The organism is Sphingomonas beigongshangi (assembly GCF_016820445.1).
GTDB lineage: Bacteria > Pseudomonadota > Alphaproteobacteria > Sphingomonadales > Sphingomonadaceae > Sphingomonas > Sphingomonas beigongshangi.
On sequence record NZ_JADHDT010000001.1, the window covers coordinates 564,062 to 581,786 of the forward strand.

The following is a 17,725-nucleotide window of genomic DNA, read 5'->3' on the forward strand; positions in this document are numbered from 1 at the left end:
CCCGGGGCTGGCGTGAATTGGAAACAAAAAGGGCTGCCGCCGGATCGCGGCGACAGCCCTTGAGGCGGGGAGGAAGAGGATCAGAACTTGTAGCTGATGCCGATATAGTAATCGCGGCCGTAGCGCTGATAATCGATGACCTGCCGCGGATCGTTGTTCTGGTAGGTGACGAACGGACGGTCGGTCAGGTTCTTGCCCTGCGCGAGGATCGAGAAGCCCTTCAGGAAGCCGCTCTGGAACTCGTAGCCGATCTGGGCATCGAGGATCGCCTCGTCCTTCGCCGTCCGGTACGTCGGGCTCGCCGAAAGGCCGGCGACCTCTGCCAGGAACGACGACCGGTAGCGGTAGTTCGCCCGCGCCTGGAAGCCCCACTTCTCGAAATAGAGCGTGCCGCTAGCCGTGACGTCCGACAGGCCCGGCAGGGTGATCGGGGTCGGGTTGTTGGCATATTTGATGGTGGAGTCGGTGTAGCCGCCGGTCACGAAGATGCCGAACCCGTCAAGCGCGCTGGTGATCGACTTGAACGGCAGCGAGATCGTGCCCTCGACACCCAGGATCTCGCCGCGACCCGTGTTCGCGGGCGCCGAGACGGTGCCGATCGTCTGATTCGCCGCAATGACCTGCGCCTGCTGGGCCGACGTCAGCGCCGGCAACAGGCCCGAGAAGTCGTAGGCATAGCTGTTGTTCGGATCGACGAAGTCGGTCAGGTGCTTGAAGTAGGTTGCGACCGCGACGTAGCCGCCGCCCGAAAAGTACTTTTCGAACGAAAGATCGATGTTGGTCGACTGGTAGGGACGCAGCGCGACGTTGCCGCCGCTGGACGAGAAGACCGGGAACAGCAGGCCGGGCTGCGTGCGTCCGATGTTGGCGATGTTGATCGACACGTCCTGCGTCACGCGCTCCTGGTCGAGACGCGGCCGGATCATCGTCTGCGACGCACCCATCTTCACATAGCCGCTCGGTATCAGCTCGACCGAGAAGGTCGCGCTCGGCAGGAAGTTGGTGTACGTTTCCTTCTGGTTCGCCGGGGCGATCGTCACGACGCCGTTGTTAACGCTGGCGATCTGTCCGGTGCCACGCTGCTGGCTGCGTACGACCTGTGCGCCCAGCGCGCCCTTGACGGCCTTGCCGCCGACCTCGCCGTCGAGATTGATCTGCGCATAGCCAGTCCACACGTCCTCGGTGACGACATTGTCGCGGACCAGCGAGGACGGACGACCGTCGAACGCCTTGTTGAGCGCGTTGTTATAAACGTAGAGCGGGTCCCACGTCAGCATCGCGGGGATGCCGAGATAGGCGAGCGGCACGTTGGTGCCGAGCAGCGCCGCGGTCGGCACCGGCGCACTGGTCGGCGTGCCGCTGGCCACGGTGCAGCCCGTGCCGCCGCCGGTCGGGCACAGGAAATAGGACGAATAGGCGCTGGTCTTCTCGCGACGGCTGTAGTTGCCGCCGACTTCCCAGCTCTTCACCACGCTGCCGTCGATCTCGCCGTTGAAGCTCGCACGCAGCGACTTCAGATCGTCCTTGAAGCTCGGCCGGTTGAGGAAGCCCGACTGAACCACGGGCTGCGTGCCGTTGTAGCCCCAACCCTGCGGGTCGGTGAGCTTGAAGATGTTGGTGTTGGTATAGTCGAGCGTCGGCACGATGCGATACGTGCCGTTGGCATTCTGCGTCACGGTGACGCGATCGGGAACCCCGCTCTTCTGATAGCCGGTGCCGGCGTTGGTCTCGAGCAGGAAGTCCGTGCGGGTCGCGCGGCTCCAGCTCGCATCGACGTTGAAGTGGATCCGGTCGGTGACCTTCAGGTCGTTGTTCCAGCCGAGCGACAGGTTCTCCGCGTCGCGACGATTATAGTCGTTGCGCATGACGGCGAACACGTTGCTGAAGGTGGTCGCGGTCGCAAACCCGTTCGAGGTCTGGATGCCGCTCTTGACCGGATCGGAGAAGCCCAGCGGGAATTCGACGCCGCGCAGGTGCTGCTCTTCCTTGAACTTCGAGTAGAGCGCATCGAACGTCGAATGGAAATTCTCCGACGGCTGCCATTCGATCGTCGCGACGCCACCGTAGCGGCGCAGCTCGTTCGACTGGACATAGGGCTTGGCGCCGCCGAGCACATAAGGATCGGCCGCGGTGCCGCTGCCCGAATAGCCCCAGGCGTTGTAGCGCTCGTCCTGCGACGGCGTCTGGGTCGCCGAGACGCCGAGCGCGATGCCGAGCGTGTCGTTGGCGAACTTGTCGACATAGGTCGCCGACGCACGATAGCCGTAGCGCGACGAGTCCGGGTTGAGGTTGTCGATGCCGTTCATCTGGCCACGGGCATTGATCGCGAACACGCGGCCGGGCTGGTCCAGCGGACGCAGCATGCGCAGGTCGACGGTGCCCGAGATGCCCGCGGCGATCAGCGACGCATTGGCGGACTTGTAGACGTTGACGTTGCGGAAGAATTCCGACGGATACTGGTCGTATTCGACGCCGCGGTTGTCACCGACGGTCACCTGCTCGCGACCGTTCAGCAGCGTGGTCGAGAAGTCGGGGCCGAGGCCGCGGATCGACAGGCGCTGGTCGCGCCCTTCCAGGCGCTGCGCGGTGACGCCGGGAAGACGCGCCAGGCTGTCGGCGATCGACACGTCGGGCAGCTTGCCGACGTCCTCGGCCGAGACGCTGTCGACGATCAGCGCGGAGTCGCGCTTGATCTTGGCGGAGCTGGCGAGGCTGGCGCGGATGCCGGTGACGACGATGTCCTGGCCACCTTCGTCCTGCACGGCGTTCGACTGGGTCTGCGCCTGCTCGGCATTCTGGTTCGGGGTCGGTTCCGCGGCGGGAGCCGGCGCCTGGACCGTCGCGGCCGCCGGCGGGTTGGCGTTGGGCGACTGCGGGTTCGGGGTTTCCTGCGCAAACGCAGCGCCGCCCGTTACCAGGAACAGGCTGCCGAGGCCGACGGTGGTGGAGCGGAGTGCGCAGCGGCTGCGCAGCGAAAACGACGAAACGGAACGGGCCACGAGAAGAATCCTCCCCCTTGAAGTGATACCGTGCCCTCGCCCCCTGGCATGGGAGGACGATCGGCCGGTCTAACCCGAGCGCTTGTGAACAAAGGGGGATTTCGTGCCAACATGGCCACATACGTATTCATGCGCCACGGGGGGCGCGTGATATTCCGGCAACATACCGTTACGAAATGGTTCGTCCGTCGAGGAAGGTATTCACCGTCAGCCGACCCTCCAACGCGTCGTCGGACAGCGCCATGTCGGGCGGGATGACCGCGCAATGCAGCGTATTGGACCGATAGAGAATCGCACGATTGAATCGGCCTTCGTGGCGCGCGACCTGCTCGAACAGCGGCGTATCGCCCGCGATGTACGCCGGATCGGGCAGCCCATGCTGCGCCAGATCGGCCTGCAGCGCGGCGCGATAGCCGGCGAGCCGCGCCGCATCGACGGACTCGAAGCCCGTGCTGCGCTGGCGGTAGAAGGCGGTACCGCTGCGTTGGTCCGGCGACAGATAGTGGAGCAGCGCCAGCCGTGTCGGCGACACCTCGTCGAAATGCGGCAAGCGCTGGATCGGCGCGAGGCGTGCGGGCGGCGTGGTGACCAGCGAGTAGAAGGCGTCCACCACGTCCAGGTCGTGCAGCCCAAATACGTCCGCAGCGACGGGCGCGACGGTGGCCAGCATCGGGCGCAGCATCGCCGCGGCGACATGCGCGCGGACGCCGGGATAATGTTCGCCGATCGACGCGAACGACAGGAAACCGGCGTCGTCGCGCAGCGCCTCCGCATCGGCGAAATCGTCGAACACGACGACCGGCTGGGCTTCCGCGCCGTGGCGAGTGACGGTGATCCTGGGCGTCATGGCGGCGGGTTAGCAGGGGTCGGTCGAGTCTTTAAGCCCCCCTTCTCCAGCGGCGTAACCGGCCGACGCATCACATCGCCTGAACCCTGCTCAACCGCGACACGCCGTTCTCGTCGAACGCCTCGACCGCGACATAATAACGCTGCCCGACCGTGAGGGCCCGCAGCGGCAGCGTCGCGGCGTCGCCGGTCGCGACGCGGTCCGCAAAGACCTGGTACGTCAGGGCCAGCCGGTCCGGCCGGATGCCCCAGCGGACGTTGTAGCCGACCGCCCCGGGTACGCGCCGCCATCGGATCGTCGCGTCGCGCGTATCGGCGGCGCGCGTCGCGCCGACCAGCTCGGGCGCGGACGGTGCGCCGCCGCCCGCGGTGCCGAACACCCTGAGGTCGCTGATCGCGAGATTGGCGCCGCCGATATGGCCGTGGACGTAGCGCACGTAGCGCGCCGTGACGGGTGCGGGCAGTTCGAAATAGGCGTTCGGCCGATCGCGACGCGGCCCCGTCGTGCGGGCGAGCGGTCGCCAATCGCGTCCGTCGCGCGACGATTCGAGGCGGAATTCCGTATAGATGTCCGGCGCATCGCCGAAGCGGCCCGCCTTGTAATCGGCGAAGTTGACCTGCACCGCGCGCACGGTCTTCGCGGCGCCCAGGTCGATCGTCAGCGTCGTCCCGGCCGCCTTGGACGGCGACAGCCAGAAGCTCCGGGGGTTCTCGTCGGTCGCGTCTGCCGGCGCATGGCCGGTGACGCTTGCGCTGGCGGTCGCGGCCTTGCGGTAGGACAGCAACATCCAGCCCGTGAACAGCGAGTCGGGATCGGCGAAGCGCGTCGTCGGCATGCGCTGCGGGAAATCGCCAAAGCGCGTGGAGACGCGCATCTGCCCATCGGCATCGAACATGGTCGGCCACAGGCCGATCCGCCGCTCGAACGTCCAGTTGTAGCCGATCCATGGCGTTCCGGTGTTCCACCAGTTGCCGTGGAGATCCTGGAACGTGTTGCCATGGCCTGCGCCCTGGACGAAGCCGCCGGGCTTGTAGCCGACCGGATTGTACGCGGCGTAGGTGAACGGCCCCATCGGCGACGTCCCGACATAGGTACCGGTCGCATAGGCGTTATATTCGGTGCCGGGCGCGCCATATTGCAGATAGTAGCGCCCGCCGACCTTCGTCATCCAGGCGCCTTCCATGAACGGCGTGATCGGCGTGCCATCGGGCAGGGTGCCGCTATGGTCCTGGCCGAAGCGTTCCCAGCCGTGCCGCGTCGGGTCGAGCAGGATGAACGATTTGCGCGGACTGCCATAGGTCATCCGACCATCGGCGAACGACACCGGCGCGCCGTAGATCGGAAAGACGTTCGAAGAATTCCAGTACAGGTACCAGCGCTTGTCGTCGTCCTGGAACAGGTCGGGGTCCCATGGACCGGGCGGAACCTGCCCCGGCCTGATCGTATCCTCCAGACCCGACTTCACCGCGCCGGGCAGCGGCGGCATGCGGCGGACGACATAGTCGATCCGGCCGCTCTCGGGATCCGACGTGCCGTATATCGTGCCCTGCGCCGTCATCGACGGCATGATGAGCAGCCGCGTTCCGTCGGAGGTGACGGCGGGGGCGACGATCCCTTCCGCCGGCCAGCGGCTGGGCGTGACGAAGCGCCAGGTCACGAGGTCGGTGGAGCGCCAATAACCGTCCGCCAGCGTCAGGAAGAGGTAATAGGCGCCCTTGAACGGCACGATCACCGGATCGGCCCCCGTCCGGTAGGAAATGCCTTCGTTCACCTGCTCGAAATTGTAGCGGTAATCGATGTCGACGGGATTGGCGTAGGTGTGCTGCGCGGCCGGCGCGGCGGTGGCGAGAAGGAGGGCTGCGATCATCGATGCGCCTGGATGAAGAGGTTGGCGGTCAGCCGCCCGACGCGCGGATCGGCGCTCAGCGGCATGGCGGCGGGGATGATGCCCGAATGAAGCAGGCTCCCCTGGTAGAGAACGACGCGATTGCGCCGCCCCTCCACCGCCCCGATCCGTTCGAACGCGGCGTTGCTGGCGTTGGTGTAGCCGCTCAGGGCCGTGCTGTCGCGGCGCGCGGCGGCGACGAACGTCTCGCGGTTGGCGGCGTCGACGCACTCGATGCCGGTCGATCGCTGGCGGTAGAAGGCGGTGCCGGTCCCGGGCGTGTCCGACAGATAGTGGAGCACCGCGAGATAGCCGGGATCGGTCGAGTCGAAGTGCGGCGCGCGCTGCGCGGGCGACAGCGTGGCCGGATCGGCGGTCACGATCGAGAAGCTGCCCTCGATCCAGTCGAAGCCATCGACGTCGAACGCGCCGCCGATGAACGGCGCGAGGGATCGCAACAGGGCGGTCGCATAGTCGTGCGCGGCGCCGTCGGCGGCGGTCAGGACGCGGCGGACGCCGGGATAAAAGCTGCTCGCGACGCTGGGGAACGGCGCCAGCGCGGCGGCCAGATCGACGACGGCGTCCACGTCGGGAACGGCATCGTCCACGACGACCACCGGGCTCTCGCTTCGGCCGACACGGATGAGGCTGGGGGTCATGCTACCGCCCCTCCCATTCCAGTGTTCCCGCGAACGCGGGAACCCAGAGCCACACAGGACATCGCCTGCCGTCCTGGGCTCCTGCGTCCGCAGGAGCACGGAAAACGCATCAGAACTTGTAGCGCGCGCCGACCTGGAACGAGCGCGGCACGCCCTGCGTGTCGTTCTCGCGCTTGGTCGGGTTGACCCCCGATCCGGCGCCCCAGGCCGAATAGGTGCGATTGACCGAGTCGAAGAGGTTGAACGCCGCGAAGTTGACCTCGAGGTCGTGGCCCCAGGGCATGGTGAACGTCTTCGAGATGCGCGCATCGACCGAGGCATAGCCGACGATCTGGTCAGGCCAGAACACGCCGCCGAAATTGCCGTAGGCACTGGCGTTCTCGGGCTTGACGGTCGGGAAGATGACCTGGCCGAACGACGGGCCCGAGCTGAACGTGCCGGTGACCGACAGCTTCGTGTCCCATGGGCCGCGGGCGATGCCGGTGCCGACGAAGCGCCACTTCTCGACGCCCGCGACATAATTGATGCCATAGGCATCGACGCGCGGACCGTTGTAGAATTCGTCGCCCTGCAGTTCCTGCGCGACGTTCGACCGGGCACGCTGCAACGTCAGCGTCGAGGTGAAGCCCCAGGTCGAACCCGTGACGAACGGCTTTTCCGCGGTGAAGTAGATCGCGGTGTAATAGGCCTTGCCGTCATTCGACCCGATGTTCAGCTTGCCGCTATAGCCGGGCAGGATGCCCTGCGCGGGGAAGGTATCCTCGATCCACTGGTCGCCCTGGCTGGTGTACTGGCCGCTGGGCAGACGATTGCCGCGCACATATTTGAAGATGTTGTGGCTGCGGATGTGGCTGAAGGTGATCGAGGTCTGGACCGCGCCCAGGCGCTTGCGGACGCCGAAGTTGAACTGGTCCGAATAGGGCAGCTTGGTGTCGTTGTTGAGCAGCCATACCTCGCCGCCCACGCCGGTTGCGGTCGCCGCGGCACGAAGGGCATCGACGTTCTTGTAATTGGCATTCCACGCCAGCGTCGTCGCCGGCAGGGCACCGTTGTTGCCGGCGCGCACCGAGGCGCAGCTCGGCTGGCCCGGGCCGTCGCAGAAGCTGAGCGTGATGGTCCGCTGGTAGAGCGCCTTGATCGTCTCGATGCCCGAGTCGATGAACAGCGGGCGGTCGTAATAGCGACCGGCACCCGCGAAGAGCACGATGTCGCGATCGCCATTGACGTCGTACGACAGGCCCAGACGCGGCTGGAACGCCTTCCAATACGGCTTACGATTGGTGCCGGTCGAGATATAGTCGTTCGGGTTGATCCCCGCCGCCTGCCACGGCTGGTAGTTGCGCAGCGCGGTGACGATGCCGGCGGGCGTGACGAACTTCTCGTTCTTCGCGTTGGTCTCGTAATCCCAGCGGATGCCGGCGTTGATCGTCAGGTGATCGTTGACGGTCCAGTCGTCCTGGATGAACAGGCCGATCTGCGTATCCTTGGCCATCGCCGGACGCACTGGGACGACGGAAACCGCCGCCTGCTGCGGCGTCGAGGCGTCGAAGGTCGTGAACGTCGAAGGCTGGAAAAAGTAGGACCCGTTGCCGAGATTGTCCTCGGCACGCGACAGATCATTCAGCGTGACCTTGACGCCCGCCTTCACGACATGCGCCGCGCCGTAGAAGGTGACATTGTCCTTGAAGGTCCATGTCTTCTGATTGTCGGCCTGCTCGAAGCCGTTGGTTCCCAGCGACGCGACCACGGCGCCCGGCTTGCCCAGCACGATCTCCGGCCCGCTGCTGGTGCGCGGTGTGCCGTTGAAGACGGTGTTGTACGCGACCGTCGCCTCGTTCAGCCAATTGTCGCCGCGGTGGTTCCATTCGAGCTGGTACAGGTCGATCTTCGACTGCAGCAGATGGCCGTGCGACGGAACCGACGTACCGCCGAAGTCGGCGAGATTGCTCTCGCGACGGAAGAAACCGCTGAAGTTCACCGTATCGGCATTGCTGACGAAGGCGGTCAGCTTGCCGAAATACAGCTTCTGGTGGAAATCCTGCGGATAGCTGCCGTTATACTGCTGCACGATCGCCTGCGGCACGATCTGCGTCGGGTCGGCGGAGGTGCCGTTGCCGAGCAGGACCGCGGCCGAAGGCGCCTTCTGGTCGGTCGCCTCGAACGCGCCGTAGAAATGCAGCACGTTCTTGATGATCGGACCGCCCAGGTCGCCGCCATATTGCTTGCGGTCGTAATTGCCCTGCGTGCGCGAGCCATCGAGATTGTTGGCGTTGCCGGGACGATCGAAATATTTGGTGCCGTAGAACGAGCTGGGCTGCCATTCGCCGAACAGGTCGCCGTGGAAGGACGTGCCGCCCGACTTGGTCACCGCGGTGATGATCGCGGAGCCGGCCTGCTCGTATTCCGCCTTGTAGTTCTGCGTATCGACCTTGAATTCCTGCACCGCGAGCTGCGGGAAGGGATTGCCCTGGCTGAAGTTCTGGCCCGCGACGCCGCCGTGGTTGACCTGGTTCTTGAGGCTTAGGCCGTCGACGAAGACGTTGATGTTGTCGGCGCTGATGCCGCCCGCCTGCACCTGACGGTTGCCGCGACCCGGCGTCACCGCGACGCCCGGCGCGAGCGCGGCGAAATTCAGGAAGTTGCGGTCGCTCTGCGGCAGGCTCTCGATCTGCTGCTGCGACACGTTGGTTGCGACTTCGGCGGTGCGCACCTCCTGCGTGCGGCGGCCGGTGACGATGATGTCGCTACCCGACCCCGTGCCGGCATCGGCGGAGGTGGTCGTCTCGGTCGTCGCGGCTTCCGCATTGGCGGCCGGCGTGCCGATGTCGAGCGTGATCGTCTGGCCGACGGGAACGACGACCTGCTCCGGCCGCTGGCCAGCCACGTCGACGCGATAGGTGCTCGGGCGGATGCCGGGAATGGTATAGTCGCCCGCCGCATTGGTGCGGCTGTTGATCACCTGGCCCGTGGTCAGATCGGTGATGACGACGGCCGTCCCCGCGGCCGCGCCCTCGATATGGCCGCGCAGCGTCGAGGTCGCCTGGGCGAATGCCGGCGCGCCGATGACGAGTGCCGCGGCGAGCGCCGCCGCCGAAATGCCGCGACGGACGGACGCGCGCTGAATCTTGGAAGCCATTTTCATCCCCTCTCGGTCGACCAGCCCCCTTTTTGCTCCCGGAAGACCGACGACAGGCATCGGCCGCGGATCGCGGAGGGCGTATGGAACCGGTTACTCCCCCGCGTAACCGGTTACAACAATCTAGCTATAGCCCCGCTCAATATCGTCCCGGCTGTTGCCGAACTGTCACAGTTTGTTGATGATTCCCGTCAGGCGGAAGGCGGAGGCGCAAGGCAGTGCCGGGCGATGAACGCCTCGTGCGTCGGCAGTCCCTGCGCGACGTCGGCGATCACCTCCTCGACATCCTGGAGGAACGCCCGCGCCTGATCGTCGGGGATCATGTCCACCATCGGGTCATAGGCGGCCTGGAGCCCCTGACCCAGCAGCACCTGCACCCAGCTTTCCTCGCGGAACAGTTCCGCCTTGCCGTGCATGAAGAACCGGGCAGAGGCGCGGAACAGGTCGAGCCGCTCCGCCAGGCTATCTGGCACATCCATATGCTTCAGATAGCGCCAGAATTCGGAGTCCTCGCGATCGGTAACCTTGTAATGGGCGATGATGAAGTCGCGGACGTCGCGATATTCGAAGTCGGTCTGGCGATTGTATTCGTCGATATCGGCGGCATTGAAGCCTTGCCCCGGGAACAGCGCGACCAGGCGCAGGATACCGGTCTGGATCAGGTGGATGCTGGTCGATTCGAGCGGTTCGAGGAAGCCGCCGGCGAGACCGAGGGCGACGACGTTCTTTTCCCAGGCGCGCAGGCGCTTGCCGGGACGGAAGCGGACCGGGCGCGGATCGGCCAGCGCGGGCGTATCCAGATGCGCGAGCAGCGTCTGCGCCGCCGCCTCGTCCGACACGAAGCGGCTGGCATAGACATGGCCGTTGCCGGTGCGATGCTGGAGGGGGATGCGCCACTGCCACCCTGCGTCATGCGCGGTCGAGCGGGTATAGGGCGTCAGCGGCCCCGTTCCGCGCGCACTCGGCACGGCCAGCGCGCGGTCGCACAGCAGCCACCGGTCCCAATCCTCGTACCCGACGCCCATCGCGCCGCCGATCAACAGGCCGCGCATACCCGAACAGTCGATGAACAGGTCGCCGTCGACCGTGCGGCCGTCGGCGAGCACGACATGGTCCAGGAAGCCGTCCTGCCCGCGCCGGTTGGCAGCGACGATCCGCCCCTCGATCCGGAGGACACCCGCCTGTTCCGCGCGGGATCGCAGGAAGCGGGCGAACAACGACGCATCGAAGTGATAGGCATAGTCGAGGTCGGCCACCGGCGAATACGGATTCGACGGATCGGGCATGGCGAAGCGATTCATCCGCGCCGCCAGCGTGTTGAGGGCATAATGGTCGAGGTGCTTGGCGCGTCCCGCCGCCTGTTCCTTGAGCCAGAACTGGTGGCAGTGCAGCCAGTAGAGGTCCTGGCCGATCTTGCCAAAGCCATGGATGTAGCTGTGGCCGGGGGCGCGCCAGTTACGGAATTCGATGCCGAGCTTGAACGTCGCCTGCGTCGCGCGGACCATCTCGAACTCGTCGATGCCCGCAAGGCCGTTGTAGGTGCGGATCGCAGGGATCGTCGCCTCGCCGACGCCGATCGTGCCGATCTCCTCCGACTCGATCAGCCGTATCTGATAGGCGCCGAGGAACAGGCGCGAGAGCAGCGCCGCCGTCATCCAGCCTGCCGTGCCACCGCCGACGATGGTGATGGTCTTGATCGGCGGATTGGGGTGGGAGGCGGTCATGCCGGGACGCTCCAATCGCCCACCACGTCGCGCCGGAAGGTCATCGTCATCCCAGCCACCCGCCGGTGAACCCCGCGCGCTGCAGCCCGCGCCGGATCGTCGGCGACCGACGCATGACCCGCCACACCCCCTCGTCGCGCGCATTGGCGATAGCACCCGTGATCGCGCCCTGGTCGATGCCGAGGTAATCGCGCGCCACCCAGCCGGCAGCCGGGTCGACCGAGCCCGTTTCCAGCTTGGCGGACGCGTAGCGGAACGAGGGGTTGAAGCTGTCGAGGAATCCGTATTTGCCGTACAGCCCCGGCCAGCGACGCAGCGCATCGCCTGCCGGCACCGCGATCTCCGGCGCGAAGGCGAGGCTGCCGAGCGCGGCGGTCGGGGCCAGCGTGCCATCGTCGCGCCCGTCGGGCTGGCCGAGCGGCCCGCGCGCCGAATAGCCGTAGAAGGTGGCGCTGCCGCCCCGGTACGGCAGCTCGAAATTGCCCGGTCCGTCGCAAGCGGTCAGGCCCCAGATTTCGCCGGAATAGCCGCGCCAGCCCATCGGGTTGGCGATGCAATAGGCGCGATTGGCATAGGTCGCGCGGCGGCTGTTCTCGAAATAGTCGAGGCCCGCCTGCCGCATCGTGGCATCGCGGATGCCGCGGAAGTCGATCCACATCTGGCTGTACTGGTGCCCGAACAGCGGCGCGAAGGCGAGGTGCCGCGTCGCGCCCTGCCCACGCCAGAATTCCGGATAGGTCTTCGCCCAGGCATTCCATGCCCCGTCATGGAGCGATCTGCCGCGACTGCCGAGGCCGACGATATAGACCATCATCCCCTCGTTATACCCTTCCCACGACCGCTCGATGAAGCCCTGGCCCGGATGCCAGCCCATCGACACGCTGCCACGCGCGTTGGTGAACCATGGCCAGTCGGCGCGATCGGTGATGCGCTGCGCCAGCGTACGGATCTCCGTCTCCGCCGGATCGGCACGGTCGTACCAGGCCCCCGCGAATAGGATGCCCAGAAAGAGCAGGGTCGTGTCGACGCTGGAAAGCTCGGTATCGCGAAAGCGCTTGCCGGTTTCCATGTCGAGGAAATGGTAGAAGAACCCCTTGTGGCCGCTCATCCCGGCCGGCGCGTCGCCCTGCGGCGCGGTATCGAAGAAGCGTAGCGTCGTCAGCGTCAGGTCGCGCGCTTCCTCGCGCCGTATCCAGCCGCGCGCGACGCCGATCGGATAGGCGGTCAGGGCGAAACCGACCGCGGCGATGCTGGCGAAGGACGGCGTCGGCCAGCGATCGGGGACCAGGCCGTTCTTGCGGTTGGCGAGATCCCAGAAATAGCGGAACGTGCGATGCTCCAGATCGTCGAACCATCCGGGCAGCGCGGGTCGGCCCGCCGCCAGCGTGGGCAGCGACTGGCTCGCCGCGACGGCGGCCAGGGGCGTCCGCGCCAACAGGGTCCGACGATCAAGCGGCTTAGAGATAAAGGTCATGGAGTACCCGGGGAAAGAGCGGTGGTACCGCGCACGACGAGTTCCGTCGCCACGGTGAGCGTATCGGGGGACAGGTCGCCCCCTTCGAGGGCATCGACCAGTCGGCCGACGGCACGCGCGCCGATCTCCGCCAGCGGAACGCGGACGGTGGTGAGCCCCAGATAGCGGGCGAGCGGAATGTCGTCGAAACCGGTCACCGCGACCGTCCCCGGCACGTCCATGCCGGCTTCGCGAAGTCCCCGCAGTACGCCGAGCGCCATCATGTCGTTCGCCGCGACGATCGCATCAAATGTTGCATCCATGCTGCGCAGCATCGCGACGGCGTCGGCGCCCGACTGTTCATGGAAGTCGCCCTCGATGACGATCGGGGCGATACCCGGAGCATGCGCCGCCATGGCGGCATGATAGGCCTCGCTCCGTTCGCGCGCGTCGATGTTGCCGGCTGGTCCCGCGACATGCACGATCCGGCGGCGACCCAGGGCGGCGAGGTGCGCGACACTGGCGATGATGCCCGCGCCATTGTCGATGCGGAACGAGGCGCGGCCGATCCCGTCATGCGAATTGACCAGCACCGCCGGCACGCCCTTCGGCAAGGCGGCATCGAGTCCGGCCGCATCCAGTTGCGGCGCCATGACGATCAGCCCGTCGACCCGCCCGCGCATCGACCGCATCGCCTGCGCCGCCAGCGACGCGTCGGCATGCATGTTCGACAGCAGCAGATGATAGCCGCGCGCGTTCACCTCGCGGTCCATGCCGCGCACGATTTCGGAAAAGAACTCGCCGTGAAGGTCGGGCAGGATCACCCCGATCGCATGGCTGCGCGCCAAGGACAGGCTGCGTGCGCCCGCGTGCGGCACGTACCCCAGCGCCTCCGCCGCGGCGACGACGCGCGCGCGGGTTTCCGGATGGACGCTGCTGTGCCCGTTGAGCGCGCGCGATACCGACGCAACCGATACCGAAGCCTCGCGCGCCACGTCGCGTATCGTGGCGGATGCCTGACCCAAGACTCGCCCCCTCCTCAAATGTTCGCCCGGGCGCTATACCCGACCCATCGCATCTTGTGCGAGCCTCCCAGCCTGTGTAACCGGTTACAGGAAAGCGTCAACGCGAAAAGCTGAATGGCCGCCGCGGCGGGAAAGTTCGAGCGTTCGGCGCATGTGAGGGGAGTTTCGCAAGGCATGACCGACATCACCATCTCGCGGCGCGCGGCGCTGCTCGGCGCGGGCGCGGTGGTCGCCTGGGCGTCCAGCCCGGCGCGTGCGCTGCTGGCGCAGGCGGACGGCGCCGCGCTGTCCAAGCGGGTCGAGGCGATCCTGGCGACGATGACGCTGGAGGAGAAGGCCGGCCAGTTGCAACTCAATGCCGCGGCCTGGGGTGGCGGCATCGCCACCGCGCTCAACCCGCCGTCGACCGGTCCGAGCTTCGAGGGCCAGATCGCCGATGCGGTCGCGGGCAAGCTGACCGGCGTGTTCAACGGCAACGGCGCGGAGATGGCGCGGCGGATGCAGGCCGCGGTGATGCGCGATTCGCGGCTCAAGATCCCGCTGATCTTCGCCGCAGACGTCATTCATGGCCACCGCACCATCTTCCCGGTCCCCGTCGCGGAAGCCGCCAGCTTCGAGCCCGATCTGGCGATGCGCACCGCGCGCATGGCCGCGTTCGAGGCGGCCGGCGCGGGTATCGACTGGACCTTCTTCCCGATGGTCGACATCGCGCGCGACCAGCGCTGGGGCCGCACGATGGAGGGCGCGGGCGAGGACGTGCTGCTCGGCAACATGTTCGCCGCCGCGCGGGTGAAGGGCTTCCAGGGCAAGAGCCTGGCCGCGGACGACGCGGTTATGGCCTGCGTCAAGCATTTCGCCGCCTATGGCGCGGCGGAAAGCGGCCTCGACTATAACATCGTCGACCTGTCCGAGCGGACGCTGCGCGAGGTGTATCTGCCGCCCTACAAGGCCGGTTTCGATGCGGGCGCGATGAGCGGCATGGCCTCGTTCAACGAGATCGACGGCATCCCCTCCACGGGCAATCCGTGGCTGATGAAGCAGGTGCTGCGCGACGAGTGGAAGTTCCCCGGCATCATCGTCTCCGACTATACCGGCGACGAGGAGATGATCGCCGCGGGCTTCGCCAAGGACGGCAAGGACGCGGCACGCATCGCCTTCCTCGCCGGCGTCGACATGAGCATGCAGTCGAACCTTTACGCGCTCCACCTCCCCAGCCTGGTGCGTGAAGGTGCGGTACCGCAGGAGGCGCTGGACCGGTCGGTGCGGCGCGTGCTCGCGGTCAAGCAGATGCTCGGCCTGTTCGACGATCCCTTCCGCCGCATCGACAAGAAGCGCGAGGCGACGCGCTCGCGGACCAAGGCGGCGATCGCCCTGTCGCGCGAGGCGGCGCAGAAGGCGATGGTGCTGCTGAAGAACGACGGCGACCTGCTGCCGCTGGACAAGGGCCGCAAGCTCGCGCTGATCGGCCCCTTCGCCAGCGGCCAGCACGATCTCAATGGCCCCTGGGTCGTCTATGGCGACAACAACCAGGCGATCGACCTCGCCACCGGCCTCCGCGCGGCGGGCGCCACCAGCATCACCGTCACGGCGGGGTCGGGCGTCGAGGCGCCGCTCGCCGGCGGGATCGAGGCGGCGGTCGCGGCGGCGCAGGCGGCGGACGTCGTCGTGCTGGCGATCGGCGAGAGCGAGACCATGTCGGGCGAGGCGCAGTCGCGCACCTCGATCACCGTGCCCGCGCCGCAGATGGCGCTGGCGGAGGCGGTGGCGAAAACCGGCAAGCCGATCGTCGTGCTGCTCAAGAACGGCCGTGGCCTTGCACTGGAAGGGGCGGTGAAGGACGCGCCCGCGATCCTCGTCACCTGGTTTCTGGGATCCGAGACCGGCCATGCCATCGCCGACGTGCTGTTCGGCAAGGTCGGACCGTCGGGCCGCCTGCCCCTCAGCTTCCCGCATGAGAGCGGGCAGGAGCCCTATTATTATGCGCATAAGGCGACCGGCCGCCCCGCGCCCGACGGCCCGCGCGAGCCGTACAAGGCGCAGTGGCGGACCGCGCCCAATGCGGCCCTGTATCCGTTCGGCCATGGCCTGACCTATGGCAAGGTCAGCTACGACGCCGCCAGCGTGCCGGCCACCTTGCCGTGGGACGGACGCATCGAGGTAGCGGCGACCGTCACCAACACCGGCACGAGAGCGTGCGAGGAGCTGGTGCAGCTCTATATCCGCGACCGCGTCGCGAGCATCACGCGACCGGTCCGCGAGATGAAGGCGTTCCGCAAGGTGGCGCTTGCGCCGGGCAAGAGCGAGCGGGTGATCTTCACGCTGACGCGGCAGCAGCTGGAATTCCTGGGGAAGGACCTGCAACCGACGGTGGAGCCGGGTACGTTCGACGTATGGATCGCCCCGTCCGCGCAGGCACCGGGCGCGCACGGCACGTTCGACCTGCTGCGATAAACGCGCCGCCCCCTCCCGCGACGTGGCGAGGGGGGGGGGCATCGCGCTGCGATCACGGCCGCCCGCGCATCGATGCCCGCGGGCGCGAATCCCCTCTCCCGCGCCCGGCGGGATCGGGCTATGTCGCGCGCCGCCGCGACGCTGCGGGCGCGAGCGCCATCAGAAGACCCGACACGACGAATCCCGCCAGCGGTACCAGGGCGATCGTCATCCGCATCGCGGCCAGGGTCGCCGGCGTCTGCACGACATTGGCGACATAGCCTGCCTCGCCGAACGAAACGCCGATCAGCAGCGTCGCCAGGCCGATCGCGATCCGCTGCAGCAGCGCGGCGAGACCGAACACGATGCCCTCGGTCCGCACGCCGCCGGTCCGCTCGCCATGGTCGATGACCTCGGGCAGCAGCGCCCAGAAGGCGAAGTGCAAGCCGACGGTCGCCGACTGCATGCCGACCAGGAACAGCTGCATCGCGCCTGCGCGCGGCAGGTCGCCGAGCGCGAACAGGGACAGCCCCAGGCTGCTCACCAGGACCGCCGCGAACCACACGCGCCGCACGCCGATGGCACGCGCGATCGCCATCCACACCGGCACCGCCGCCGCGCTGACCGCCATCATCGCGCCGAGCGCGAGCTGTCCCGCGGCCTGATCGCCGAAGACGTATTTGAAATAGTAGAGCACCGACTTGTTGAGCACGCTGGTCGCGACGATCATCGCCATCATCGCCGCGACCAGGGTGGTGAAGGCCCGGTTGCGCACCACCGCACGAAGCGCGCGGCCGAGCGGCACTCTGGGCGGCGGCGGGGCATCATCGCGCGCCAGCGCATCGCGGAACGTTCGGCCGACCAGGATCAGGATCACGCTCGCTATGGCGGCGAAGAGCAGGGCCGCGCCCAGGAATGCCTTCGGACCGCCCTTCACGCCCATGATCATGCCGCCGAGCGGCACCGTGCCGAGCGCGACGACGACCGCCGCCGCCGTGCCGGCCAGCATGCGCAGCCCTGCCACGAAGGCGCGATCGCCGGCGTGGGGGCTGACGCGCGCGGACATGGCGAGATAGGGAATGTTCACCAGCGCATAGGCGGTACGGAAGACGAGATGCCCGACCAGAATGCCGATCGCCGCCATGCCACCCGTGCCGTGCAGCGGCAGATAGGCGGCGCAGAACGCCAGGCCGAGCGGCACCGCTCCCCAGATCAGCACGCGCCGGTAATCCCCCGCCGCGCCGCGCCGGTCGACGAGCACGCCGACCGCGAAGCTGACCAGGCCGTCCCAGATCGACGCGGCGAGATAGATTGCCGCCGCCGTCTCCACCTTCAGTCCCAGCGCATCGGTGTAATAGAACAGCAGGTAGAGCATCGCGCTCTGCCAGTAGAGGTTGAAGGCGAAGTCGCCGGCGGCGAACCCCGCCAGCCGCAGCCGCCCGACGCGCGCCGATCCCTCGTCATCCCGCTCCATGCCGCCGTCCTTCGACGGTCGCTCGCCGAAAGTCGAGGGAGAAGGCGGCCTATGCCGGGGCATGGTTTGACAGCGCGTGACGGCCGGCTACCC

Annotated in this window: 10 protein-coding genes; 1 reads left to right on the forward strand and 9 read right to left on the reverse strand. The window is 67.3% G+C overall.

The annotated features are described in order from the left end of the window. Positions 1-80: 80 nt before the first annotated feature. From IQ292_RS02555 to IQ292_RS02590, 8 genes are all read right to left on the reverse strand, one after another. The gene (locus IQ292_RS02555; protein WP_287979424.1) at positions 81-2,999 is read right to left on the reverse strand and encodes a TonB-dependent receptor; all 2,919 of its coding nucleotides are present in this window, start codon (positions 2,997-2,999) and stop codon (positions 81-83) included. Positions 3,000-3,168: 169 nt separating this feature from the next. Continuing rightward, positions 3,169-3,846, reverse strand: a complete 678-nt coding sequence (locus IQ292_RS02560; protein WP_203308725.1) for a DUF6445 family protein — start codon at positions 3,844-3,846, stop codon at positions 3,169-3,171. 70 nt (positions 3,847-3,916) lie between these two features. Further along, complete coding sequence (locus IQ292_RS02565; RefSeq protein ID WP_203308726.1) at positions 3,917-5,713, reverse strand: family 43 glycosylhydrolase; 1,797 nt, start codon at positions 5,711-5,713, stop codon at positions 3,917-3,919. After that, complete coding sequence (locus tag IQ292_RS02570) at positions 5,710-6,390, reverse strand: DUF6445 family protein (protein ID WP_203308727.1); 681 nt, start codon at positions 6,388-6,390, stop codon at positions 5,710-5,712. The genes IQ292_RS02565 and IQ292_RS02570 overlap by 4 nt, the downstream gene beginning before the upstream one ends. A gap of 109 nt (positions 6,391-6,499) precedes the next feature. After that, complete coding sequence (locus IQ292_RS02575) at positions 6,500-9,526, reverse strand: TonB-dependent receptor domain-containing protein (protein WP_203308728.1); 3,027 nt, start codon at positions 9,524-9,526, stop codon at positions 6,500-6,502. 191 nt (positions 9,527-9,717) lie between these two features. Continuing rightward, complete coding sequence (locus IQ292_RS02580; RefSeq protein ID WP_203308729.1) at positions 9,718-11,250, reverse strand: tryptophan halogenase family protein; 1,533 nt, start codon at positions 11,248-11,250, stop codon at positions 9,718-9,720. A 46-nt stretch (positions 11,251-11,296) separates the two neighbouring features. Next, positions 11,297-12,715: a glucoamylase family protein gene (locus IQ292_RS02585; RefSeq protein ID WP_203308871.1), complete on the reverse strand. Its 1,419-nt coding sequence runs from the start codon at positions 12,713-12,715 to the stop codon at positions 11,297-11,299. A 5-nt stretch (positions 12,716-12,720) separates the two neighbouring features. Continuing rightward, entirely contained in the window at positions 12,721-13,728 is a 1,008-nt protein-coding gene (locus tag IQ292_RS02590) for a LacI family DNA-binding transcriptional regulator (RefSeq protein ID WP_203308730.1), read from the reverse strand. A gap of 174 nt (positions 13,729-13,902) precedes the next feature. On the opposite strand from IQ292_RS02590, the gene IQ292_RS02595 reads away from it, so the two are divergent. Next, positions 13,903-16,179 carry a glycoside hydrolase family 3 N-terminal domain-containing protein gene (locus tag IQ292_RS02595; protein WP_203308731.1) on the forward strand — a complete coding sequence of 759 codons (2,277 nt, stop codon included), beginning with the start codon at positions 13,903-13,905 and terminating at the stop codon, positions 16,177-16,179. Positions 16,180-16,297: 118 nt separating this feature from the next. Here the strand turns inward: IQ292_RS02595 and IQ292_RS02600 are convergent, their stop codons facing one another. Further along, positions 16,298-17,632, reverse strand: a complete 1,335-nt coding sequence (locus tag IQ292_RS02600) for an MFS transporter (protein ID WP_203308732.1) — start codon at positions 17,630-17,632, stop codon at positions 16,298-16,300. Positions 17,633-17,725 lie beyond the last annotated feature (93 nt).